Annotated in this window: 19 protein-coding genes; 12 read left to right on the forward strand and 7 right to left on the reverse strand. The window is 68.3% G+C overall.

Going from position 1 to position 23,594, the window contains the following annotated elements:
- Positions 1-3 precede the first annotated feature (3 nt).
- Entirely contained in the window at positions 4-741 is a 738-nt protein-coding gene (flgF, locus tag ACW173_RS15305; RefSeq protein ID WP_492080852.1) for a flagellar basal-body rod protein FlgF, read from the reverse strand.
- 227 nt (positions 742-968) lie between these two features.
- On the opposite strand from flgF, the gene fliL reads away from it, so the two are divergent.
- The 9 genes from fliL (at position 969) to glk (ending at position 12,330) form a co-directional block, all read left to right on the forward strand.
- Complete coding sequence (fliL, locus tag ACW173_RS15310) at positions 969-1,586, forward strand: flagellar basal body-associated protein FliL (RefSeq protein ID WP_492080853.1); 618 nt, start codon at positions 969-971, stop codon at positions 1,584-1,586.
- Between the two features lie 27 nt (positions 1,587-1,613).
- Complete coding sequence (gene fliM / locus ACW173_RS15315; protein WP_492080854.1) at positions 1,614-2,756, forward strand: flagellar motor switch protein FliM; 1,143 nt, start codon at positions 1,614-1,616, stop codon at positions 2,754-2,756.
- Positions 2,753-3,337, forward strand: coding sequence for a DUF6468 domain-containing protein (locus tag ACW173_RS15320; protein WP_492080855.1), 585 nt, complete (start codon positions 2,753-2,755; stop codon positions 3,335-3,337). Before fliM ends, ACW173_RS15320 begins: the two co-directional genes overlap by 4 nt.
- A complete protein-coding gene (locus ACW173_RS15325; RefSeq protein WP_492080856.1) occupies positions 3,337-4,140 on the forward strand; it encodes a MotE family protein in 804 nt (267 codons plus the stop codon). Before ACW173_RS15320 ends, ACW173_RS15325 begins: the two co-directional genes overlap by 1 nt.
- A gap of 9 nt (positions 4,141-4,149) precedes the next feature.
- Positions 4,150-7,008: a tetratricopeptide repeat protein gene (locus tag ACW173_RS15330; RefSeq protein WP_492080857.1), complete on the forward strand. Its 2,859-nt coding sequence runs from the start codon at positions 4,150-4,152 to the stop codon at positions 7,006-7,008.
- A 349-nt stretch (positions 7,009-7,357) separates the two neighbouring features.
- Positions 7,358-8,821 carry a glucose-6-phosphate dehydrogenase gene (gene zwf, locus ACW173_RS15335; protein ID WP_492080858.1) on the forward strand — a complete coding sequence of 488 codons (1,464 nt, stop codon included), beginning with the start codon at positions 7,358-7,360 and terminating at the stop codon, positions 8,819-8,821.
- 4 nt (positions 8,822-8,825) lie between these two features.
- Positions 8,826-9,512, forward strand: a complete 687-nt coding sequence (pgl, locus tag ACW173_RS15340) for a 6-phosphogluconolactonase (RefSeq protein ID WP_492080859.1) — start codon at positions 8,826-8,828, stop codon at positions 9,510-9,512.
- A gap of 5 nt (positions 9,513-9,517) precedes the next feature.
- Positions 9,518-11,320: a phosphogluconate dehydratase gene (gene edd, locus ACW173_RS15345; RefSeq protein ID WP_492080860.1), complete on the forward strand. Its 1,803-nt coding sequence runs from the start codon at positions 9,518-9,520 to the stop codon at positions 11,318-11,320.
- A gap of 14 nt (positions 11,321-11,334) precedes the next feature.
- Positions 11,335-12,330 (forward strand): glucokinase, encoded by a 996-nt coding sequence (gene glk / locus ACW173_RS15350; protein ID WP_492080861.1) that lies wholly within the window; start codon positions 11,335-11,337, stop codon positions 12,328-12,330.
- A gap of 5 nt (positions 12,331-12,335) precedes the next feature.
- Here glk and ACW173_RS15355 read toward each other — a convergent pair whose 3' ends face one another.
- Complete coding sequence (locus ACW173_RS15355) at positions 12,336-13,112, reverse strand: hypothetical protein (protein ID WP_492080862.1); 777 nt, start codon at positions 13,110-13,112, stop codon at positions 12,336-12,338.
- A 150-nt stretch (positions 13,113-13,262) separates the two neighbouring features.
- Between ACW173_RS15355 and ACW173_RS15360 the strand changes: the two genes are divergently transcribed.
- The 3 genes from ACW173_RS15360 to pyk all read left to right on the forward strand — a co-directional run bounded on the left by ACW173_RS15360 (position 13,263) and on the right by pyk (position 18,526).
- Complete coding sequence (locus tag ACW173_RS15360; protein WP_492080863.1) at positions 13,263-14,294, forward strand: LacI family DNA-binding transcriptional regulator; 1,032 nt, start codon at positions 13,263-13,265, stop codon at positions 14,292-14,294.
- A 307-nt stretch (positions 14,295-14,601) separates the two neighbouring features.
- Entirely contained in the window at positions 14,602-17,073 is a 2,472-nt protein-coding gene (locus tag ACW173_RS15365) for a glycoside hydrolase family 3 protein (protein ID WP_492080864.1), read from the forward strand.
- A 22-nt stretch (positions 17,074-17,095) separates the two neighbouring features.
- Positions 17,096-18,526: a pyruvate kinase gene (gene pyk, locus ACW173_RS15370; protein ID WP_492080865.1), complete on the forward strand. Its 1,431-nt coding sequence runs from the start codon at positions 17,096-17,098 to the stop codon at positions 18,524-18,526.
- Between the two features lie 46 nt (positions 18,527-18,572).
- On the opposite strand, the gene ACW173_RS15375 is transcribed toward pyk, so the two are convergent.
- The 5 genes from ACW173_RS15375 to ACW173_RS15395 all read right to left on the reverse strand — a co-directional run bounded on the left by ACW173_RS15375 (position 18,573) and on the right by ACW173_RS15395 (position 23,498).
- Positions 18,573-19,259 (reverse strand): Crp/Fnr family transcriptional regulator, encoded by a 687-nt coding sequence (locus ACW173_RS15375; RefSeq protein ID WP_492080866.1) that lies wholly within the window; start codon positions 19,257-19,259, stop codon positions 18,573-18,575.
- Positions 19,260-19,759: 500 nt separating this feature from the next.
- Positions 19,760-20,428, reverse strand: coding sequence for an SH3 domain-containing protein (locus tag ACW173_RS15380; protein ID WP_492080867.1), 669 nt, complete (start codon positions 20,426-20,428; stop codon positions 19,760-19,762).
- Positions 20,429-20,549: 121 nt separating this feature from the next.
- Positions 20,550-21,677, reverse strand: coding sequence for an acyl-CoA dehydrogenase family protein (locus tag ACW173_RS15385; RefSeq protein WP_492080868.1), 1,128 nt, complete (start codon positions 21,675-21,677; stop codon positions 20,550-20,552).
- A complete protein-coding gene (locus tag ACW173_RS15390; RefSeq protein ID WP_492080869.1) occupies positions 21,677-22,288 on the reverse strand; it encodes a 2-hydroxychromene-2-carboxylate isomerase in 612 nt (203 codons plus the stop codon). The genes ACW173_RS15385 and ACW173_RS15390 overlap by 1 nt, the downstream gene beginning before the upstream one ends.
- 4 nt (positions 22,289-22,292) lie before the next feature.
- On the reverse strand, positions 22,293-23,498 hold the full coding sequence (locus tag ACW173_RS15395) for an acyl-CoA dehydrogenase family protein (RefSeq protein WP_492080870.1): 1,206 nt from the start codon (positions 23,496-23,498) through the stop codon (positions 22,293-22,295).
- Positions 23,499-23,594: the final 96 nt, after the last annotated feature.

A 23,594-nucleotide genomic window follows, 5' to 3' on the forward strand; every position in this document is an offset into this window, starting at 1 on the left:
CCCTTAGTTGAGCTTGCCCAGACGCTCGACGGCGCTGCGCGAGAGTTCGGCGGTGTTGTCCATCATCTTGGCCACGCCTTCGTAGGCGCGTTGGATCTCGATCAGCTTGGTGATCTCGATGACCGGCTGGACGTTCGAGGATTCCAGCATGCCCTGATGGACGCGGGCGTCCGGCGCGACCGCCAGAGTGGTGTTGGTGGTGTTGCGATAGAGGTTGTCGCCATCCTTGGCCAACGAGGCCAGGTCGTCGGGACGGACCACGCCGATGCGGCCAACGCGGACCGCGCCCTGGCTGACCGTGCCGTCCTTGCCGATCGAGACCGGGCCCAGCGTCGGGTCGATGGTCATCGCGCCGCCGCCTTCGTCCAGGACCTGATTACCCTGCTGGGTGACCAACTGGCCTTCAGGATTGGTCGTGAAGCGGCCGTCGCGGGTGTAGCGATCGCCGGAGGCGGTTTGAATGTGGAAGAAGCCATTGCCCTCGATGGCCACGTCGAAGTCGCCGCCCGTCTTGGTCATGGCGCCTTGCGTGAAGTCGCGGGCCACACGGTCGTCCAGCACGAACTTGACCGGGGCCGCGCCGTCCAGGGTCTTGGCCGGCTTGGCCTGTTCGGTGCGGACCATCAGGTCCTCGGTCTTGAAGCCGGTCGTGTTGGCGTTGGCGATGTTGTTGGCCACGATGTCGAGCTGGCGGCGCAGCGTCATCTGACGCGAAAGGCCGACGTAGAGCGCGTTGTCCATGGCGGGTTAACTCGGGGCGACTGGCGCGACAAATGCGCCGCATCTCCAGAAGCAACCTTCGTGCCAGCCCTAAAAAACGTTATAAATCAACAAATAGGAAGGTTAACGCAGGGGTGTGTGGAGGAGTCTGCCGGGCAGATTCAGCCTGCGACAGAATGGCTTCCAAAACACATCGTTAACCATGTCCCCCGCATGTGTACGGGCATAGATTCCAAGGAACCGCGCGCGTGGCCAAGAAACCCGAAAAGGAAGCTCCTGCTCCGGAAGGCGAAGAGGGCGCCGAGGGCGAAGCTCCTGCAAAAAAGAAGCCGCCGATCCTGATCATCGCGATCGCGGCGGGCGTCCTGGTGCTGGGCGGCGGCGGGGCCGCGGCCTTCTTCCTGATGAAGCCAAAGCCCGAGGCTCATGGCGAAGCCGGCGCCGAGCATGGCAAGGAGAAGAAGGAAAAGAAGAAAGAGAAGAAAAAGGAAGGCGAGGGCGAAGGCGGCAAGGAAGGCGCCGCCGGCGGACCCGCGCCCGTGATCAAGGAAGGCCCCGACGGCGTGGTCTTCTACACGCTGCCCGACATCGTCGTGAACATGCAGACGGCCGACGGCAAGTCGACCTTCCTGAAGCTGAAGCTGACCTTCGAGCTGCCCGATGAGGACACCGCCGAGGCGCTGACGCCGAATCTGCCCAGGCTGCAGGACATGTTCCAGACCTTCCTGCGCGAACTGCGCCCCGAGGACCTGAATGGTTCGCAGGGCACCTTCCAACTGCGTGTCGAGTTGCTGCGCCGGGTGAACCTGGTCGCCGCGCCGGCCAAGGTGAACGCGGTCCTCATCGAGGAGATGCTGATCAACTAGGCCCTTGGGCTGGTTGGGCGAAAGATCATGGCGGACGAAATCGACGATCAGGCGGCGATGGCCCAATGGGCCTCGCAAAATCCCCCCGGCGCCTTCGGTGAAGGCGGCGATGCTGGCGGCGGCAACGAGTTCGGCGACTTCTCCGGCGGCATGGGCGGCTGGGATGACGGCGGCGGCGAGGCTGGTTCCGAACGCATCCTGAACCAGGATGAGATCGACAGCCTGCTGGGTTTCGACCTCTCGGGTGACGGCGGCGAGGACCGCACGGGTATCCGCGCCATCATCAACTCGGCGCTGGTGTCGTACGAGCGCCTGCCGATGCTGGAAATCGTCTTCGACCGCCTGGTGCGGTTGATGACGACGTCCCTGCGGAACTTCACGTCAGACAACGTCGAGGTCAGCCTCGACAACATCAGTTCGATCCGCTTCGGCGACTATTTGAACTCTATCCCGCTGCCGGCCATCCTGGCCGTGTTCCGGGCCGAGGAGCTGGACAACTACGGCCTGCTGACGGTCGACTCGAACCTGATCTACTCGATCGTCGACGTGCTGCTGGGCGGCCGTCGCGGCACCGCGGCGATGCGGATCGAAGGCCGCCCCTACACCACCATCGAGCGGGTGCTGGTGCAGCGGATGATCGAGGTGGTCTTGCACGATCTGAAGGCCGCTTTCGAGCCGCTGCATCCGGTCTCGTTCTCGCTGGACCGCCTGGAAACCAACCCGCGCTTCGCCGCCATCGCCCGGCCCGCCAATGCCGCGATCCTGGTGAAGCTGCGCATCGACATGGAAGACCGCGGCGGCCGCATCGAGCTGCTGCTGCCCTACGCCACGCTGGAACCCATCCGGAAGATGCTGCTGCAGCAGTTCATGGGTGAGAAGTTCGGTCGCGACAACATCTGGGAAGGCCACTTGGCCACCGAGCTGTGGACCACGCAGATGGAAGTCCGCGCCGTCCTGGACGAGCAGCAGGTGCCGCTGTCGCGCGTGCTGAACATGCAGATCGGCGACACATTGATGCTGAACGCCACGCCCGACAGCCTGGTCGAGCTGCGCGCCGGGGCGATCCCGCTGACGCGCGGCCGCATGGGCCGTCGCAACCATTCGATCGCCGTGCGGGCCGAGGCGCCGCTGACGCCCGCCGCCAAGAAGGCCGTGCAGAAGCTGAAATGAGCCTGATCGCCTTCGCCATGAACGGGTTCCTCGCGGTGCTGCTGATCGCGGCGCTGGCCTTTGGCTGGCGTCTTGAGCGCCGCCTGAAGGCCCTGCGCGACAGCCATGAGGGCTTCGCCAAGGCGGTGACGGAGCTGGACAGGGCCGCGGCCCGCGCCGAGCAGGGGCTGGCGGATCTGCGCGCGGCCACCGACGAGGCCGCCGAGACCTTGGCGGTGCGCATCGAGCGCGCCCAGGCCCTCGCGGCCCAGCTGGAAGAGCGGACCAGCCGTCCGCTGGCGTCGCCGAGCGCTCGTCCGGAACGCGCCGAGCGTCCGGAGCGTGAAGAGCGCTTCGAACGTCCGGCGCCGGCCCGCCGCGAGCCGGAAGCCGCGCCGCAAGCGGAGCGCCGGCTGAAGGCCGAAGATTTCGAGCGCCTGCTGGACCGGGAAGACCGTCTCCCGCCGGCCGCTCGCCCCAACTTGGGCGCGCCTAGCGCCTCCCGCGAAACCCCGCGTTCACGGACGCGGATCGATGATGACCTCTTCGATGGACCGGGCGAAGCCCCGCGTCCCGGAAGCAACCCCAGAGCGCCTCGCTGATGAAGAACGTTCCTCGCATCCTCCCCCTGGTCGGCGTCGCTGTCGGCGGCGTCCTGGCGATCAACGCCATGGCCGGCGCCAAGTCGTTGCCGGACCTGCTGGGCGGGGCCAAGGCCTTCGCCGAAGGCGTCGCCAAGCCCGAGGGCAAGAAGGCCGGCGAACAGGCGGCTTCGGCCGAGGGCGCGGGCCAGCCGGCCGCCGCCAACGCGCCGCCGCCGCGCGTCTGCGCCCCGTCGGCCGACGCTCTCGCCAAGGAAGCCGGTCTCTCGCCCGCCGAACTGCGGGTGTTGCAGAGCCTGGGCGCCCGTCGCGGCCAGTTGGACCAGCGTGAGCAGGACATCGACGTCCAGCTGCAGCTGCTGGCCGCCGCGGAAGCCAAGCTGGACGCCAAGATGAAGTCCCTGACGGGCCTGAAGGGCGACATCCAAGGCCTGCTGGGCCAGGTCGACAGCCAGAAGCAAGCCGAGGTCGATCGCCTGGTCACCGTCTATGGCGGCATGAAGCCCAAGGACGCCGCCGCCCGCATGACCCTGCTGTCGGACGAGGTTCGCCTGCCGATCGCCGCCAAGATGAAGGAACGCACCCTGGCGATGATCCTGGCCAACATGTCGCCGGGCGAGGCCAAGATCCTGACCGAGCGTCTGGCTTCGCGCCTGACCAATCCGGCGGTCGAGAAGGGCAAGGCCGCGATCGCCGACAACGCCGCCGCCGCGGCGCCGAATCAGCAGGCCGACGCCGGCCTGGCCGGCGCCACGGACCCCGCGGCTCCCAAGGCCAAGTCGGCTCCCAAGAAGGCTGGTTAAGGGAGGCCCATGACCCTTCGTCAGCTCCTGCGTTCCAGCGTCGCCGCCGCGTGTATCGCGGGGACGCTGGCGCCGTCCGGCTACGCCGCGCCGCCGCCCGTCGCGGCGCGCGGCGCGTTGGACGTGCGCGTCGCGCAGGCGGCTGACTTCTCGCGGGTCGAGTTCCACTGGGCTGGCGGCGCGCGGATGGTCTCGCACCGCGAGGGCCAGACGCTGGTGCTGCGGTTCAGCCGTGACGCCAATCCCGATCTTTCCAGTCTCAAGATCGCTCCGCCGCGCTGGGTGAAAGCGTCCGAAGCCCGCCACGTCAACGGCGTGCTCGAGATCGTGCTGACCCTGACCGACGACGCCGACGCGCGTCTGGGCAACGCGGACGGGATCGACTTCGTCAACATCTTCGCTCGTCCGGGCGCGTCCCCGGCCAGCCAGACGGCCACCGCCGCCGCGCCGATCGGCCGCCCGAACCCGATGCCCGCCGGCGGCGTGGTCAAGGTCGAGTTCGAGCGCGAGGACCAGCAGGTCACGCTGGCGTTCAACTGGGCCGCCCCGGCTGGGGCCGCGGTCTTCCGACGCGGCGAGGCCGTCTGGATCGTGTTCGACACGCCCGCGCGCCTCGATACGTCCAAGCTGCCGGCGTCCAGTATCCGCTATTCCAAGATTCAGACCTTCAAGGGCGCGGACTACAGCGCCCTGCGCATCGTCACCCAGGCCGGCACGCCCTATGTGGCCGAGGGGCAGGGCGGTCTATGGAAGATCAGCCTGGGCCCGGGCTCGCAGGAGAGCCCTGACGTCATCAAGGTCGCGCGCGACGAGAGCGTGCAGCCCGCGACCCTTTCGGCGACCGCCTCGGGCGTGACCAAGGCGGTGTGGGTCGACGACCCGGCCGTCGGCGACAAGATGATCGTGGCTCCGGCCCTGGCCCCGTCCAAGGGCCTGCCGTCGCGTCGCGAATATGTCGAGATGGCGCTGCTGCAGTCCGTGCAGGGCCTGGCCATCGAGACCTACGCCTCCGACCTCTTGGTGCAGGCCGACGGGGACCTACTACGCATCGGTCGGCCCAAGGGCCTGATCCTGTCGCCGATCTCGGCCAACACGCCGCCGGAAGAGGCCGCCGCCGGCGCGCCGCAGCCGATGTCGATGCCGGCCCTGATCGACTTGGAGACTTGGCCCAAGACCGGCTCGGGCGGTTTCCTGACCCGCTACAACGCCCTGCAAGGCGCCATTCCCGCCGCGCCGGAAGGCGATGGCAAGGACAGCGACACGGGCGCCCGTATGGCGCTGGCCCGCTTCCTGGTCGGCTCGCAGATGTCGTTCGAGGCCATCGGCGTGCTGAACGCCGCGGGCCGCAAGCACCAGACCCTGCTGGGCGACGCCGAATTTCGCGGCCTGCGCGGCGTGGCCAAGGTGATGGCCAACCGCCTGACCGAGGCCGACGCCGACTTCTCCTCGCCCGTGCTCAGCGACGATCCGTCGAGCGCGATGTGGCGCGGCTACATCTCGGCCAAGCAGGGCCAGTGGGCCGACGCGCGCGGCAAGTTCGCCGGCGGCGGTCGAGCGTTGGACCTGTTCCCGCCGGTCTGGCGCGCGCGATTCCTGCACGCCCAGGCCCAGGCGGCGCTGGGCGTCGGCGACCTGACCGGGGCGATGCAGCTGATTACCAAGGCCCTGGCCGTGCCCAAGGTCCCGGTCGCCGACCAGCTGGAAATCCGCCTAACCCAGGCCCGCATCTTCGAGGCCAAGGGCGAGAAGGTCCGCGCCCAGCGCATGTTCCAGGCCATCGCCAAGTCGCCGATCGACCGACTGGCCACGCCGGCCATACTGCACGCGACCCAGCTGGGCTACGCCAAGGGCCAGATCAACGCCGCCAAGACCGCCGAGACCCTGAACCAGTTGCGCTATCGCTGGCGCGGCGACGGCGTCGAGCTGGAAGTCATCCGCGCCTTGGGCAAGCTCTATATCGACCAGGGCCGCTATCGCGAGGCGCTGGAAGTGCTGCGCTCGGCCGGTCGTCAGCTGCCGGACCGCCCGGAAGCCGTGGCGCTGCAGAACGATCTGTCCAACACCTTCCGGCAGCTGTTCCTGCAAGGCCTGGCCGACGGCATGCAGCCGATCCAGGCCGTGGGCCTGTTCTACGACTTCCAGGACCTTACGCCGATCGGCGCCGACGGCGACCAGATGGTCCGCAACCTGGTGCGCCGCCTGGTCGATGTCGACCTGCTGGACGACGCCGGCAAGCTCTTGAAATACCAGGTCGACAACCGTCTGAACGGCGTGCCCAAGGCCCAGGTCGCCACCGACCTGGCCTGGATCTACCTGATGAACAAGAAGCCGGAAGACGCGCTGGAGACCATCAACGCGACCCGGTCCACGATCCTGCCGCCGGCCCTGAACGTCGAGCGTCGCCTGGCCACGGCCCGCGCCCTGATGAGCCTGGGGCGCTATGACGACGCCCTGGAGCTGATCGACAAGGACGCCAGCCGCGACGGCCAGGAGATCCGCGCCGAGATCGCCTGGAAACAGCACACCTGGCCGCTGGCCGGCGCGATGTACGAGCGCTCGCTGGGTGAGCGCTTCAAGACGCCGGGCGCGCTGAGTCCCGGCGACGAGGCCCGTCTGCTGCGGTCGGCCGTGGCCTATAGCCTGGCCGACGACGACAAGTCCCTGGCGCGTCTGCGCCAGCGCTGGTCGGGTTTCGTGGAGAACGCGGGCAATCCGGACGGCCTGCGCGTGGCCCTGCAAGGCATGAACGTCGAATCGCTGTCGGCGTCCGACTTCGGCCGCGTCACCGCCGACAACGAAGCCTTCAATGGCTGGATCGGTCGGATGAAGGAGCGCTTCCGCACCGGGAAGCCCGCCGGCGCTCGCTAAGGCGAGGCATTGGGGCAGGGGCTTTCCCGCCAGCACGGATTCCGCCGAACTTCGAGGCATGACCCGCCTCGGAGCGCGCCTGCGTCACCGAAAATTCACCCGTCAAAAGCCGATTGGTCTTATGGCGGGCTCTAGACGTTTAGCCTAGTTAGAGCCCGCTCACCGTCCCATATGACGGGAGGAGCCCGAGCCTGTCCGTTTCTGATTTCCGAAACGGATAAACAGGCTCGGTTGCAAGTATTGGAGCGTGAGACCCGCCGAAACCGCTCACACTTTCGGCTATCACGCTCCCGCGCTTGCCTTTCTGCCACGGGCATGTCATGACAACGTTGTCATAGGGTGGACGACATTGGTTAAGAAGAAAGAAGACGGCGAGAACGGCCGCGAGGTCCTTGTGCTGCTTGGCGGCGCGGGGGATCTGGCCCTGCGAATGCTTTTGCCTTCGCTCTATTTCCTCGAGCTTGATCGACTGCTGCCGCATGACTTGCGGATCATCGGCGTTGCTCGCGCGGACCATGACGCCGCCAGCTATCGCGCCCTGGTTCGCGAGCAACTGGGCAAGCGCGCGACGGTGGAAGAGTCGGTCTGGAGCCGCCTGGCCGCCCGTCTCGACTACGTGCCCGCCAACATCACCAGCGAGGACGACACCAAGAAGCTGGCCGAGCGCATCGGCGCGCATGGCGACCTGGTGATCTTCTTCTCTCTGTCGCCCAGCATCTACGGCCCGGCCTGCCAAGCGCTGCAAGCCGCCGGTCTGACTGGTCCCAACACGCGCCTGATCCTGGAAAAGCCGCTGGGTCGCGACCTCGAGAGCTCCAAGGCCACCAACGCCGCCGTCGCCGCCGTGGTCGACGAAAGCCAGGTCTTCCGGATCGATCACTATCTGGGCAAGGAGACGGTCCAGAACCTGACCGCCCTGCGCTTCGCCAATGTGCTGTTCGAGCCGTTGTGGAACCGCAACAGGATCGACCACGTCCAGATCACCATCGCCGAGACCGAGAAAGTCGGCGACCGCTGGCCCTATTACGACGAATACGGCGCGCTGCGGGACATGGTGCAGAACCATATGCTGCAGTTGCTCTGCCTGGTCGCCATGGAGGCGCCGTCGGGCTTCGACCCCGACGCGGTCCGTGACGAGAAGGTCAAGGTTCTGCGCAGCTTGCGTCCCTTCACCAAGGAGACGGTGGCCCACGACACCGTGCGCGGCCAGTACGTGGCCGGCGTGGTCGAGGGTTCGGCCCGGCCCGGCTATGTCGAGGAAGTCGGCAAGCCCACCAAGACCGAGACCTTCGTGGCCATGAAGGTGGCGATCGACAACTGGCGCTGGGACGGCGTGCCGTTCTTCCTCCGCACCGGCAAGAACCTGCCCGACCGCCGCACCCAGATCGTCGTTCAGTTCAAGCCGCTGCCGCACAACATCTTCGGTCCCGCGACGGATGGCGAGCTGTGCGCCAACCGCCTGGTCATCGATCTGCAGCCGGACGAAGACATCTCGCTGACGATCATGAACAAGCGTCCGGGCCTGTCGGAAGAGGGCATGCGCCTCCAGTCGCTGCCGCTGTCGCTGTCGTTCGGCCAGAGCGGCGGCCGCCGCCGAATCGCCTACGAGAAGCTGTTCCTGGACGCCTTCCGCGGCGACCGCACGCTGTTCGTGCGCCGCGACGAGGTCGAGCAGGCCTGGAAGTTCATCGACGCCGTCTCGGCCGCCTGGGCCGAGGCCGGCATCGAGCCGGCCCACTACGCCGCCGGCACCTGGGGTCCGCAATCTTCGCAAGGGCTGATCTCGCCCGGCGGCCGGTCCTGGAAGGCTTAAGGTCATGGCCAAGTTCGAAGCTTTCGGCTCCCGCGAAGACCTCTACGACGCCGCCGCCTCGATCCTGGTCGGGGCGCTGACCACGGCCGTGGCGACCCACGGCAAGGCGGGTTTCGCGGCCACCGGCGGGACGACGCCAGCGCCGGTCTATGACCGCATGGCCGGCATGACCGCGCCCTGGGACAAGATCACGGTCACCCTGACCGACGAGCGCTTCGTCCCGCCGTCCGATCCGGGCAGCAACGAGGGCCTGGTCCGTCGTCACCTGTTGACGGGCGAGGCCGCGAAAGCTGACTTCGCGCCGCTGTTCTTCGAGGGCGTCAGCCACGAGGAAAGCGCGCTGAAGGCCGAAGAGGGCGTCATCGCCGCCGCGCCGTTCGGCGTGGTGCTGCTGGGCGTGGGCGCCGATGGCCACTTCGCCTCGCTGTTCCCGGGCAATCCGGTGCTGGCGCGCGGCCTGGATCTTCACTCCGAGCGCTCGGTCCTGGCCGTGCCGGCTGGTGATCCCGCGCCGGACATCCAGCGCCTGAGCCTGACCCTGGCCGCCCTGACCCGCACCGATTTGATCGTGCTGCTGGTGACCGGCGCGGCCAAGAAAGCGTTGTTGGAAGGCGACGTCGATCCGGCCCTGCCGGTCGCCGCCATCCTGAAGCAGGACCGCGCCAAGGTCCGCATCCTCTGGGCGGAGTAAGCGCCATGAACCCGGTCATCGCCGAAGTCACAGCTCGCATCGTCGAACGCAGCAAGGACAGCCGCGCGGCGTATCTCGCCAACATGCAACACGCGATCGACAGCCAGCCGGGACGGGCCAAGCTGTCCTGCGCCAACTGGGCCCACGCCTTCGCCGCCTCGCCGGGCGTCGACAAGGTGCGCGCGCTGGACCCGAACGCGCCGAACATCGGCATCGTCTCGGCCTATAACGACATGCTGTCGGCCCACCAGCCGCTGGAAGAGTATCCGGCGCTGATCAAGACCGCAGCGCGCGAGGTCGGGGCCACCGCTCAGTTCGCCGGTGGCGTGCCGGCCATGTGCGATGGCGTGACCCAAGGCCGTCCGGGCATGGAGCTGTCGCTGTTTTCGCGCGACGTCATCGCCATGGCCACGGCCGTCGCCCTGACCCACGACGCCTTCGACTCGGCCCTGTATCTGGGCGTCTGCGACAAGATCGTCCCGGGCCTGGTCATGGGCGCCCTGACCTTCAGCCACCTGCCGGCGCTATTCGTGCCGGCCGGCCCGATGACCTCGGGCCTGCCCAATAGCGAGAAGGCCCGCATCCGCGCCCTCTACGCCGAGGGCAAGGTCGGCCGCGCCGAGCTCTTGGAAGCCGAGCAGGCCAGCTATCACGGCCCGGGCACCTGCACCTTCTACGGCACGGCCAACACCAACCAGATGCTGATGGAGCTGATGGGCTTCCATCTGCCCGGCTCGGCCTTCGTCCACCCCAACACGCCGCTACGCGAGGCCCTGGTCAAGGAAGCCGCGCGCCGCGCCGCCGCCGTGACCAACAAGGGCAATGAATTCATTCCGGTCGGCCGGATGATTGACGAGAAGTCGATCGTCAACGGCGTGGTCGGCCTGATGGCCACCGGCGGCTCGACCAACCTGGCGCTGCACATCATCGCCATGGCCCATGCCGGCGGCATCCAGTTGACGCTGGAAGACCTGGACGACATCTCCAAGGCGACGCCGCTGCTGGCCCGGGTCTATCCGAACGGCTCGGCCGACGTGAACCACTTCCAGGCCGCCGGCGGCATGGCGTTCATCATCCGCGAGCTGCTCAAGGCCGGTCTCGTCCACGAGGACGTCCAGACCATCGCCGGTCCTGGTTTGTCGCTGTACGCCCAGGAGCCGCACCTCGAGGACGGCGTGCTGAGCTGGCGCGAGGGCGCGGCCGAGAGCCTGGACACCGCCATCGTCCGCCCGGTCTCCGACCCATTCAGCAAGGAGGGCGGCCTGCGTCTCCTCGCCGGCAACCTCGGTCGCGGCGTCATGAAGATCTCGGCCGTGAAGCCCGAGCACCACGTGATCGAAGCGCCCTGCGCCGTGTTCCAGGAGCAGGAAGACTTCATCGCCGCCTTCAAGCGTGGCGAGCTGGACCGCGACGTCGTCGTGGTGATGCGGTTCCAAGGTCCCGCCGCCAACGGCATGCCCGAGCTGCACAACCTGTCGCCGTCGATCTCGGTGCTGCTGGATCGCGGCTACAAGGTCGCCCTGGTCACGGACGGCCGGATGTCGGGCGCCTCGGGCAAGACCCCGGCCGCCATCCACGTGACGCCGGAAGCCGCCAAGGGCGGGCCGCTGGCCTATGTCCAGGACGGCGACGTGATCAGCGTCAATGCCGAGACCGGCGAATTGAAGATCCTGGTGGACGAGGCGGCGCTGCTGGCCCGTACGCCGGCGAACGTCCCGGCGTCCAAGCCGGGCTTTGGTAGGGAACTGTTTGGATGGATGCGCGGCGGGGTCGGCGCGGCCGATGCCGGCGCCTCCGTCTTTGCTTGAGGAAGCGCTAGGTTATGGACGGCAATCACAGCCCGGGTCTGGGTCTCGTCGGCGACATCGGCGGCACAAACGCCCGCTTCGCCCTGGTCGAATTCGACGGTCAGGACCCGCGCCTGATCGAGCCCACGACCTATAAGGGCGAGGACTACGGCACGGCCGAGGACGCCATCGCGGCCTATCTGCAGAAGGTCGGCGTGCGCCATCCCGACCAGGCGGTGGTGGCCGTGGCCGGCCCGATCGAGCACGGCTCGGTCCACATGACCAATCTGGACTGGCGGATCTCGGAAGACAGCCTGCGTCGCGCCGGCGGTTTCCGGAACGCCAGGCTGATCAACGACTTCACCGCCCAGGCCCTGGCCGCGCCGCGCCTGGGTCCCAAGGACCTGCGCCAGATCGGCCATCTGCCGACCTCGGGCGAGGGGGACCTGGCCATCCTGGGTCCCGGCACCGGCTTCGGCGTCGCCGGCCTGGTGCGCCGCCACGGCCAGGAGATCCCGCTGGCCACCGAAGGCGGCCACGTCGCCTTCGCCCCGGTCGACGAGGTGGAGATCGAGGTGCTGCGCGCCCTGACCAAGCAGCTGGACGGCGGTCGCGTCTCGGTCGAGCGCATCCTGTCGGGTCCGGGCATGGAAGACCTGCACGTGATCCTGGCCGAGGCCGAAGGCCGCAAGGTCGAGGCCCTGGCCGCCAAGCAGATCACCGAACGCGCGGTCGAGGGCTGCGCCGACAGCCTGGCCACGGTGAATCGCTTCTGCGCGGTGCTGGGCTCGACGGCCGGCGATATCGCCCTGACCCTGGGCGCGCGCGGCGGCGTGTTCATCGCCGGCGGCATCGCGCCCCGCATCATCGACATCCTGGAAAAGAGCCCGTTCCGCGAGCGCTTCGACGCCAAGGGCCGCCTGTCGGGCTTCACCCAGGCGATCCCGACCCACGTCATCCTGCACCCGCACACGGCGCTGATCGGCGCCGCGATGGCCCTGACGCCCGAGGGCCGGGCGGCGGTCTCTTAAAGAGGCTAGTCCACGGGCGCCTTCAGCAGCGCCGCTTTCCGCTTCGCCAGCAGTTGGCCGCACTGGGCGGCGCTGGGCGGAGTCGTCTTGGCGGCCTCGCGCCCCTTGGCGATCCGCGTATCGAGCCAGGCCTGGATGGTGTCGTTGATGTCGGGCGAGAAACGGGTCGGATCCCGCATCTCGGCCAGATAGGCGCGGCCCTGGGCCCGGCTCAGCCGCGCGTCGCACACGCCGACCGCCTCGGCCAGGTCGCCGCCCGCCAGCACATACGGTGACTGCCAGCCGGCCCGCCCGTAGGGCGCGAGCTGGCTGTCCACGTAGCGCAGCGACAGGGTGCTGATCGCCCCTGGTGGCGATCTCATGAGCACGCTGCCCACCGGGTCGTCGACCGCGCGGCGGCAGCGGAAGGAGAGTCCGTCGGCGAACTCGCGCAGGGTCCTGTCGCCGCTAGGATCCTTCAGATTGGCTTGGACGCGATCCCGTGCGGCCTGGATATCGCTGGTCTGTCGCGCCTTCGAGGCGGTCACCGCGGCCTCGGCCTCCTGCGGGTTGGCTCCGGCGCGGTCAGCCAGCTTGCCGATTTCGCTGGAGAAGGTCTGCCCGTCGCGATCGATCAGGGTGTAGCCTAGGTCCTCGCAGAACGGCGCGTCGCCGGCGAAGCGGCCCAGCACCTCCAGCCGCCCCATCGTCTGCGTCGGTATGGACGATTGGGCCATGGCCACTGATGGGGCGACGGTGAACGCCCCGACGACAAGCGCCGCGAGCAGGTCGGAGAATTTCATGCGAGCAAGCCCCGAGCGGTGAGCGCGACAGTCCGATGCCAGGGCTGGCGTTGGGCCTTTTTAGGGCATGTGCGAGGGGGCTCGCCATGACAGCCTTGTCATGGCTTAGTAACCGCCACACCGAACGAATCGGGGCGGCGAGGGACGGAATTGAGCGCCAAGATCACGATCCACGACGTGGCCCGCGAGAGCGGCGTCTCGATCAAGACCGTCTCGCGGGTCCTCAACCGCGAGCCTAACGTCAAGGCCGACACCCGCGACCGGGTGCAGGCCGCCGTGGCCGCGCTGAACTATCGCCCCAACATCTCGGCCCGCAGCCTCGCGGGTTCGAAGGCCTATCTGATCGGCGTCTTCTTCGACAATCCCAGCCCCGGTTACGTCACCGACGTGCAGCTGGGCGCCATCGCGCGCTGCCGGCAGGAAGGCTTCCACCTGATCGTCGAGCCGATCGACTCGACCGCCGATGTCGAGGACCAGGTCGCGCCGATGCTGGCGACCTTGCGCATGGACGGGGTGATCCTGACGCCGCCGCTCAGCGACCATCCGATCGTCCTGGCCGCGCTTGAGCGGGAGGGCGTACCCTATGTCCGTATCGCGCCAGGCGGCGATATCGACCGCGCCCCGTGGGTCAGCATGGACGACCGCCTGGCCGCCTACGAGATGACCAAGCACCTGATCGCGCTGGGCCATACGGACATCGGCTTCATCATCGGCCACCCCGACCACGGCGCCTCGCACCAGCGCCACCAGGGCTTCATCGACGCCATGCGCGACGCCGGCCTGCCGATCCGCGACGACCGGGTGGAGCAGGGCTGGTTCTCGTTCCGCTCGGGCTTCGAGGCGGCCGAGAAGCTGCTGGGCGGCGCCGACCGTCCGACCGCCATCTTCGCCTCGAACGACGACATGGCGCTGGGCGTCATGGCCGTGGCCAACCGCATGCGCCTGGACTTGCCCGCCCAGCTGTCGGTCGCCGGTTTCGACGACACGCCCGGGGCCAAGATCACCTGGCCGCAGCTGACCACGGTGCGCCAGCCGATCCACGCCATGGCCGGCGCCGCCGCCGACATGCTGATGCACGGCGTCGAGCGGGAGGAGGGCGCGCCGCCGCCCTCGCGCCTGCTAGACTTCGAACTGGTCGTCCGGGAATCCACCGGCCCAGCACTGCATTTGGCGCCGCGCTAACCGCCTTTTCGGGATCCAATCGATGTTACCGTGATCATATTGTCCTTGACAGCGCTGTCCAATCTACGTGAGATCGCGGTGATCAAGACGGTCGCCCACGCAAGGCGGCGTCAGGAGGAAACCCCATGACCTCGCCTGGCCTGACCAGCGCCCGTCGCGCCATCCTGTGCGCACGATCACTCCCCTCCAAGCGGCCCTGACCGCTTCTCTTTCGCTCGGCGCGGTCATCCCGCAAGCACCGCGCCGAGCGTTTTTCTCGACAGTTCACATGGTCCGCCAGGGGGGCGGGCGTATCCTGGGAAACACCATGTCCGCATACGGTCGTCTCGCCGCCGCCTCCGCCTTGGCCCTCGTTCTCGCCGGAGGCCTCGGGAGCGCCGCCTCGGCCCAGACCCCTGCCGACGCCACGGCCCACCCTGACGTCTGGCCCAAGGCCGCCAGCCCGGCCGCGATCACCGACGCCAAGACCGAGGCCTTCATCACGCAGCTGATGGGCCAGATGACCGTCGAGGAGAAGGTCGCCCAGACGATCCAGGCCGACGGCGCCTCGATCACACCGGAAGAGCTGAAAAAGTACCGCCTGGGCTCGGTGCTGGTTGGCGGCAACAGCGCGCCCGACGGCAACGACCGCGCCACGCCCCAGCGCTGGGTCGAGTGGATCCGCGCCTACCGCGCCGCGGCGCTGGAAAGCCGTGGCGGCCACCAGGAAATCCCGATCATGTTCGGCGTCGACGCCGTGCACGGGCACAACAACGTCGTGGGCGCGACGATCTTCCCGCACAATATCGGCCTGGGCGCGGCGCGCGATCCGGACCTGATCCGCCGCATCGGCGAGGCGACGGCCGAGGAGATGGTCGCCACCGGCGCCGACTGGACCTTTGGTCCCACCGTGGCCGTGCCGCGCGACGAGCGCTGGGGCCGCGCCTATGAGGGCTATGCCGAGGATCCGGAGGTGGTGAAGAGTTATTCAGGCCCGATGACCCTGGGCCTGCAGGGGCCGCTGGTCGCCGGCAAGCCGCTGGGCGCCAGCCACGTGGCCGGCTCGGCCAAGCACTTCCTGGCCGACGGCGGCACGGAAGGCGGCAAGGACCAGGGCGACGCCAGGATCTCGGAAGCCGACCTAGTTCGCCTGCACGCGGCCGGCTATCCGCCCGCCATCGACGCGGGCATCCTGTCGGTGATGGTCTCGTTCTCCAGCTGGAACGGCGTCAAGCACACCGGCAACAAGAGCCTGCTGACCGACGTGCTGAAGGGCCGTCTGGGCTTCCAGGGCTTCGTCGTCGGCGACTGGAACGCCCACGGCCAGGTCGAGGGCTGCACCAACACCAACTGCGCCCAGGCCTATATCGCCGGCATGGACATGATCATGGCCCCCGACAGCTGGAAGGGCCTGTATGACAACACCTTGGCTCAGGTGAAGTCCGGCCAGATCCCGATGGCGCGCATCGACGACGCGGTGCGCCGCATCCTGCGGGTCAAGGTCAAGTCGGGCCTGTTCGAGAACAAGCGGCCTCTTGAAGGCAAGTATGAGCTCTTGGGGTCAGCCGCCCACCGCGCCGTGGCCCGCGAGGCGGTCCGCAAGTCGCTGGTCCTGCTGAAAAACGAGGGCGTGCTGCCGCTGAAGAGTTCGGCCCACGTGCTGGTGGCCGGCGACGGCGCCGACGACATCGGCAAGGCGGCCGGCGGCTGGACCCTGACCTGGCAGGGCACCGGCAACAAGAACGGCGACTTCCCGCACGGCCAGTCAATCTATGGCGGCATCGCCGAGGCGGTGAAGGCCGGCGGCGGAAGCGCCGAGCTGTCGACCTCGGGCGACTTCAAGACCAAGCCCGACGTGGCCATCGTGGTGTTCGGCGAGAACCCCTATGCCGAGTTCCAGGGCGACGTCGCCAGCACCGAGTACCAGCCGGGCGACAAGACCGACCTGGCCCTGCTCAAGAAGCTGAAGGCCGCCGGCGTCCCGGTGGTGTCTGTGTTCCTGAGCGGCCGGCCGATGTGGACCAATCCCGAGATCAACGCCTCGGACGCCTTCGTCGCGGCCTGGCTGCCGGGTTCGGAAGGCGGCGGCGTGGCCGACGTGCTGGTCGGCGACAAGGCTGGCAAGCCGCGCAACGACTTCCAGGGCAAGCTGTCGTTCAGCTGGCCCAAGCGCGCCGACCAGGAGCCGCTCAATGTCGGCGACGCCAATTACGACCCGTTGTTCGCCTACGGCTATGGCCTGAGCTACGCCAAGCCGGGGAAGGTGACCCAGCTGTCGGAGAACCCGGGCGCGGCCAGCGCCGAGGCCAATGTCGACCGCTACTTCGTCGCCGGCCGCGCGCCCGCGCCGTGGACCCTGAATGTCGGCGGGGCCGTTTCGCTGAAGACCGTCGACGCCGGCGCGCAGGAAAACGCCCGCCAGGCGACATGGAGCGGCGAGGGCGCCGGGTCGTTGAATGTGCTGGGCCAACCCGTCGACCTGTCGCGCCAGACCACCGGCGACATGGCGGTCTCGATCCGCTATCGGCTGGATGCGTCCCCAGAGAAACCGGTTTCCCTTGGGATAGCCTGTGGCGAATCCTGCGGGGCGACGGTAGACGTGACGTCAACGTTGTCAGGTGCGAAACTCGGCGAATGGCGTACGGCCAAGATCAAACTTTCCTGCTTCAAGGCCAAGGGCGCGGACATGACGCATGTTTCGTCCCCCTTCTCCCTGTCCACTTCGGGGCGCATGACGCTCGCGTTCACGGAAATCAGGCTGGCGTCCAACGAGGGCGACGCGGTCTGTCCATCCAACTAATTCAACAAGAAGGAGCGACGGCATGATCCGCGCCCGTCGCTCCCGCATCGTCGCCACGATCGGGCCCGCTTCCAGCTCGCTCGACATGATCGTCACCCTGGCCAAGGCCGGGGCTGACGTGTTCCGCCTGAACTTCAGCCACGGGGCGCACGAGACCCACGCGGCCGTCTATGCGGCGATCCGCGAGGCCGAGAAGATCGTGGGCCGTCCGCTGGGCATCCTGGCGGACCTGCAAGGTCCCAAGCTGCGCGTCGGCAAGTTCGCCAACGGCCCGGTGATGCTGCAGGCCGGCCAAGCCTTCCGCTTCGACAGCGACCCGACGCCGGGCGACGAGACGCGAGTGCACTTGCCGCACCCGGAAATCCTGACCGCGATGCGGCCGGGCGCCACGTTGCTGCTGGACGACGGCAAGCTGCGCATGGTCGTGACCGACGCCGGTCCGGGCTATGCCAACACCACCGTCGCCAACGGCGGCAAGCTGTCGGAACGCAAGGGCGTGGCGGTGCCGGACGTCGTCATCCCGATGTCGCCCCTGACGGCCAAGGACCGCGAGGACCTCGCCTTCGCCTTGCGTCTGGGCGTCGACTGGATCGCCCTGTCGTTCGTGCAGGCCCCGGAAGACATGGCCGAGCTGCGTCGCATCGTCGAAGGCCGCGCCGCGGTGCTGGCCAAGATCGAAAAGCCCCAGGCCCTGAAGGTGCTGGGTCCAATCCTCGACCTGTGCGACGGCGTCATGGTGGCGCGTGGCGACCTCGGCGTCGAAATGGCGCCCGAAGAGGTGCCGGTGGCCCAGAAGGTCATCCTGCGGGCGGCGCGCGAGCGCGGCATCCCGGTGATCGTCGCCACCCAGATGCTGGAATCGATGATCAGCTCGCCCACGCCGACGCGGGCCGAGGCCTCGGACGTGGCCAACGCCGTCTACGAGGGCGCGGACGCCGTGATGCTGTCGGCGGAATCGGCGGCCGGCGAATATCCCGAAGAGTCGGTGTCGATGATGAACCGCATCATCGAGCGGGTGGAGCGCGATCCGCGCTGGCCCGAACTGATGCAGGCCGAGCAGCATCACGACGACGATGACGCCGACGTGCTGGTGGTCGCCGCCGCTGGCGCCGCGAAGGCCGGCTCGACCAAATGCCTCGTGGCTTTCACCACCACCGGGGCGACCGCGCGCCGACTCTCGCGGGAACGTCCGCTGCAGCCGGTCCTGGCCCTGTCGCCCGACATCAACGCCGTGCGCCGCATGGCCCTGGTCTGGGGCGTCGAGCCCCGTGTCAGCGCCCAGCCCGACAGCCTGGAGGTCGTCACCACCGACGCCTCGAGCAAGGCTCTGGAGCTGGGCCTGGTCGCTCCGGGCGAGCGCCTGCTGGTCGTGGCCGGCACGCCGTTCGGCGCTCCGGGCGCGGCGAATCTGCTGCGCTTGGCGCATGCGCCCGCGCCGGCGCGGCGTAGGTAAAACCCAACTGAGAATGGAGATCCCGGGCCAAGGCCCGGGATTTTCTTTATGGGGCGAACGACGCCGGCAGCAGCCGCTCGTAGCCTCGGCGCACCGCGCTGTAACACTCGCAGGTCATGACCTCGAGGCCGCTGCGGTCCAGGATGTCGACCACGCCCCGGCGATAGCGGATCAGGCCCTTGGCCTGCATCGAGCCGGCGACGGCCGTCACGGTGGTGCGCTGCACGCCTAGCATGTCGGCCAGAAACTCCTGGGTCAGGCTGACCGTGTTGGTGTCCAGACGGTCGTGGCACGACAGCAGCCAGCGGCAGAAGCGCGCCTCGACCGCGTGCAGAGCGTTGCAGGCCACCGACTGGATGGCGTGGCCGAACAGGGCCTCGTTGTGGCGGTCGACCAGGTCGCGCAGGGCCGCGCTGCGGGTCCAGGCTTCGTGTAGCGGACCCGAAGCGATGCGCAGCGCCGCTCCGGGGGCCTGGACGATGGCGCGGCTCAGCGACTGGCGCGGGGCCACGGCGGCCATCAGGCCAAGCGCGCCCTCGCGACCGATGGTGGCGGACTCAATGGCCGCGCCGTTCTCCATCAGGGTCATCAGCGAGATGACGCAATCGGCGGGGAAGTACACCTGATCGATAAGGTCGCCCGGATCGTAGAGCAGACGGCCCTTTTCGAGATCGACCGTGGAAAGATGAGGTGTGAGAAGACCCCGGTCTTCGGACGGCAATGCGGAAAGCAAGCGGTTCTTCAAGGTCGCTAACGGCCCAGTCATGCCGAATCGAACGCCGTCTCACGGCAAGGGTTGCAAGCTATAGGTGGGTCAGCTGTGCCGCGCCGTCGCTTAGCCGACACAATCCAGTCAGGAGCGCGGCAAAAATAAAAGAGTCCGACGAACCCTTTGTGGGTAGTCATCATTTACCTGGCGACAAAATTGTCGGGTTCCCGACATATCTACTCAGTCTAGGCTGGTCACAACCTCAGATTATCTGGGTTCACCAAAGAAAAAGGGCCGCCAGTAGGCGGCCCTGTCAGTTGAAGGATCGGCATGGGACCCCTCCTCGCGATTGGGGAACCGCGAGGAGGGGCGGTTGGCGCGGGCGGCGGATCCCACGCCTCAGGCGACGGGCCCAACCCTAGGGAAGGGGAGGGGGCCTTGGTCGCCTGGTCCCATGCGCGCGGCCGCCCCTCGGCTGCCCTGAAGGCGGCCACCCTGAAGTCGGAGGACCGGGCGCCGGGCGGCTACTTCGCCTTGGCGAAGGCCGAGGACATCCAGCCCCGGGCGCCGTTCTCGTCGTCGACCTCGATCCAGACGCCGTTGCGCTGGCCGGTCGGATAGACCGCGCCGCCGGCCTTGACCGTGCCGACCGCCGCGCCGTTGGGCGCCGCGGCGCCGCGCAGGATGACGTCCTGGGTCGCGGCCAGGGTGGGCGGGGCCGGGCTGGCGGTGGTGAGCGTGGCCGGGACCACGGCGGCGGCCGCGCCGCATTTGCCTTGGTAGAGACCGGCCATCACGGCGCGGCGTTGCTGGGCGACCTGGATGTTCTGGGCTTCGCGCTGGGCCTTGGCCGCCGCGGCGGCCTTGGCCTGCGAGGCGGCGGCGTTGGCGAACATGCCCAGGCCCGGCACCCGGCCCAGGGCTCCACTGTAGAGCGCGGCGTTGACGCCCAGGCTGGCGGCGGTCTCGGCCCCGCGCGCCGCGCCCTCGGCGCTGGCGATGGCGCCGTTGGAAACGCCCATCACCTGGTCCATGCGGACCATCTCGGCGCTGATCTGGTCGCAGCTCATCGACGCGTCGGTCGGATAGGTCAGCTGCGGCGTCTGGGCCTGGGCGGCGGTCGCGGCGAGGGCGAGGGCGAGGCCCCCAACCACGAAAATTTGGGCGGTAATGGTGGCGATAAGCTTGGTCATGATGGCTCCCCTGGACGGAAGCCGTCATTGAAACCCGCTCCCCGCGGGACCCCGGTCCGTCAGTTCGAGAACGACGGTATCCGGAGCCCGCGAGGGCGGCCTATCCCCAGGACTAGGGGTATTAGAACCCCATCAGCCGTGCGTAACGGTCGCGGTGGAAGCTGGCGCCGCCGAACAGGGCCTCGGTGACGCGAGCGCGCTTCATGAACAGGCCGCTGTCGTGGGCGTCGGTCATGCCGATGCCGCCGTGCATCTGGACCATCTCGTTGCTGGCCAGATGGACGAGCTCGCTGGCCTTGGCCTTGGCCAGGGAGGCCAGGGCGCGGCTGTCGCCACCGGCATCGAGGGCTTCGAGCGCGGCCTCGACGCAGGAGCGGGTGGTTTCCAAATCGGTGAACCACTTGGCGGCGCGGTGTTGCAGGGCCTGGAAGGCGCCGATGACCTGGCCGAACTGGGTGCGGGTCTTGATGTAGTCCAGCGTGATGTCGAAGGCCGCCGAGGCGCTGCCCAGCATCTCGGCGGCCAGACCGGCATAGGCGCGGTCCAGCACCGGTTCCAGCACCGCCCAGCCCTTGTCGACCTCGCCCAGCACCGCGTCGGCCCCGACCTCGACGGCGTCGAAAGCGATCTGGGCCGCGCCACGCGAGTCCAGCAGCGACAGGTGGGTGCGGGTGACGCCGGGGGCGTCGCCGGGGACCAGGAACAGGGTAAGGCCTTCCGTGCCCGCGCCGCCGGTGCGGGCGACGACGATCAGCAGGTCGGCGGCCTCGCCGTCGAGGACGAAGGTCTTGGTTCCGTTCAGCACAAAACCCGCGTCGCCCTTGGTCGCGGTCAGGGCCGTGCGGGCCGGATTGTGGTGCGAGCCCTCGTCGACGGCCAGGGTGGCGACGGCCGCGCCGGTGGCGATCCTGGGCAGCCAGGCCGACTTCTGCGCGTCCGAGCCGCCCAGCGTCAGCGCCGAGGCGGCGATCATGGCGGTGGAAAGCAGGGGCGAAGCGGCCAGGGTCCGGCCGGTCTCTTCCAGGATCAAGCCCAGGCCCAGATAGCCAAAAGCCGAGCCATCATAGTCTTCCGGGACGATCACCCCGGCCCAGCCCATCTCGCCCATCTGCGCCCAGGCGGCCGGATCGAAGCTCTGCCTGGACTTGCCGTCACGAAGCTTGCGCAGGGCGCCGACGGGGGCGCTTTCGCTGGCCCAGCCCTTGGCGGCGTCGCGCAGCATGGTCTGTTCTTCGGTCAGGACGGCCATCAGGCGTGCTCCCTGGATTGATGACGGACGGCCCAGTCGAGGGCCTGTTCCAGACGGTCGTTGCCCCAGAAGAGCTCGCCGTCGGCGGTGAGAAAGCTGGGCGCGCCGAACAGCCCGCGCTCCTTGGCCATGCGGACATGGTCCTTGAGCAAGGCCTTGATTGGCGGGGACTGGGCGGCGGCCAGCACGTGTTCGGGACCCGCGCCGACCTCGGCGATCAGCGAGGCCAAGACCTCGGGGCTGCCAATGTCCAGGTCGTCGACGAAGTTGGCCTGGTAGACCGCGCGGCTGAACGCCGGGGTCCAGCCATCCTCGAGTCCGACCAGGGCCACGCGGGCGGCCAGCAGGCTGTTGCGCGGGAACTGGCTGGGGTGATGCAGCGGCAGGCCCTCGGCCTCGCAGACGCGCTCCAGGTCGCGCCACATGTACTCGCCCTTGACCGCCACCACGTTGAACGGACTGTCGTTCAGGCCCTGCTGTTCATGGAACAGCGGACCGACGATGAACGGCCGCCAGGCCACGGCCACGCTCTTCTCCGCGGCCAGCCGCTCGATGCGCATGGCCGCCGGATAGGAATAGGTCGAGGCGAACTCGTACCAGAACTCGATCATCGGACTATTGGTGGTCCAGGAGCCCGAGGACGCGCTTGGCGACGACGTTCAGGTTCACCTCGCTGGTGCCGCCCTCGATCGAGTTGCCCTTGGCGCGCAGCATGGCGCGCGGGGCGGCCAGCTCCTCGGCGGCGAAGCCCTCGCCCCCCCAGCCCAGGCCTTGCAGGCCCAGCGCCTCGACCAGCAGCTCGGTGCGCTCCTGGTTCATCTTCGCGGCGGCGTACTTGATGATCGAGACGGCGGCGCTGGGGCCCGAGCCCTGTTTGGACTCGGTCTCGGCGCGGCGCACGGTCAGCATGAAGGCGTGGGCGTCCATCGAATGGGCCGCCAGGCGGGCGCGGAAGTCGCCGTCGGCGATCCGGCCTTCGCCATCGACGCCGATCTCCTTCTTGGCCGCCTCGACGACCGACAGGCCGCCACCGCCGCCAAAGCCCGAGGCGCTGATGTTCTGGCGTTCGTACTGCAGCAGTCGCTTGGCGATGTCCCAGCCGCCGTTCAGCTTGCCGACCAACTGGTCCTTGGGGACCTTCACATTGTCGAAGAAGGTCTCGCAGAACGGCGAGGAGCCACTGATCAGCTTGATCGGCCGGGCCTCGACGCCGGGCGAGGTCATGTCGAACAGCACGAACGAGATGCCCTCGTGCTTCTTGCTGGTGTCGGTGCGCACCAGGCAGAAGATCCAGTCGGCCTGGTCGGCATAGCTGGTCCAGACTTTCTGGCCATTGATCAGATAGTGGTCGCCCTTGTCCTCGCATTTGGTCTGCAGGGCGGCGAGGTCCGAGCCCGCGCCCGGTTCGCTATAACCCTGGCACCAGCGGATCTCGCCCTTCACGATCTGGGGCAGGAAGCGCTGCTTCTGCTCCTCGGTCGCGTATTCCAACAGCACCGGGCCCAGCATCCAGACGCCGAAGCTCATCAGGGCCGGGCGGGCCTTCAGCCGGCGCAACTCCTGCTCCAGCACCTTGTTCTGGGCCTTGGACAGCCCGCCGCCGCCATATTCCTTGGGCCACATCGGGGCGGTCCAGCCCTTCTCGCCCATGCGGTCCAGCCACAGCTTGGCGTCGGGGTTCTTCCAGACCATGTTGCGGCCGCCCCACGGGGCGTCGTCCTCGCCCATCGGGGCGTTCAGGGACTTCGGATAGTTGGCCTCCAGCCAGGCGCGGGTCTCGGCGCGGAAGGCGTCGAGTTCGGTTCCCCCGAAATCGGCCATCGTTCATCTCCCTAAGCGGACGTCTAGTTAGCCGACACACTACGCCACGCGACGGCGGCGGCAAGATGATTCAAACGGTCGTTCGCATCTTGATCC

It is taken from the genome of Caulobacter sp. ALps2, from assembly GCF_058681635.1.

Bases quoted from the DNA above. Each gene is read 5' to 3' on its own strand.
- flgF (WP_492080852.1), bottom strand. From the start codon at position 741: ATGGACAACGCGCTCTACGTCGGCCTTTCGCGTCAGATGACGCTGCGC.
- fliM (WP_492080854.1), top strand. From the start codon at position 1,614: ATGGCGGACGAAATCGACGATCAGGCGGCGATGGCCCAATGGGCCTCG.
- ACW173_RS15320 (WP_492080855.1), top strand. From the start codon at position 2,753: ATGAGCCTGATCGCCTTCGCCATGAACGGGTTCCTCGCGGTGCTGCTG.
- ACW173_RS15325 (WP_492080856.1), top strand. From the start codon at position 3,337: ATGAAGAACGTTCCTCGCATCCTCCCCCTGGTCGGCGTCGCTGTCGGC.
- ACW173_RS15330 (WP_492080857.1), top strand. From the start codon at position 4,150: ATGACCCTTCGTCAGCTCCTGCGTTCCAGCGTCGCCGCCGCGTGTATC.
- pgl (WP_492080859.1), top strand. From the start codon at position 8,826: ATGGCCAAGTTCGAAGCTTTCGGCTCCCGCGAAGACCTCTACGACGCC.
- edd (WP_492080860.1), top strand. From the start codon at position 9,518: ATGAACCCGGTCATCGCCGAAGTCACAGCTCGCATCGTCGAACGCAGC.
- glk (WP_492080861.1), top strand. From the start codon at position 11,335: ATGGACGGCAATCACAGCCCGGGTCTGGGTCTCGTCGGCGACATCGGC.
- ACW173_RS15355 (WP_492080862.1), bottom strand. From the start codon at position 13,112: ATGAAATTCTCCGACCTGCTCGCGGCGCTTGTCGTCGGGGCGTTCACC.
- ACW173_RS15365 (WP_492080864.1), top strand. From the start codon at position 14,602: ATGTCCGCATACGGTCGTCTCGCCGCCGCCTCCGCCTTGGCCCTCGTT.
- pyk (WP_492080865.1), top strand. From the start codon at position 17,096: ATGATCCGCGCCCGTCGCTCCCGCATCGTCGCCACGATCGGGCCCGCT.
- ACW173_RS15380 (WP_492080867.1), bottom strand. From the start codon at position 20,428: ATGACCAAGCTTATCGCCACCATTACCGCCCAAATTTTCGTGGTTGGG.
- ACW173_RS15385 (WP_492080868.1), bottom strand. From the start codon at position 21,677: ATGGCCGTCCTGACCGAAGAACAGACCATGCTGCGCGACGCCGCCAAG.
- ACW173_RS15390 (WP_492080869.1), bottom strand. From the start codon at position 22,288: ATGATCGAGTTCTGGTACGAGTTCGCCTCGACCTATTCCTATCCGGCG.
- ACW173_RS15395 (WP_492080870.1), bottom strand. From the start codon at position 23,498: ATGGCCGATTTCGGGGGAACCGAACTCGACGCCTTCCGCGCCGAGACC.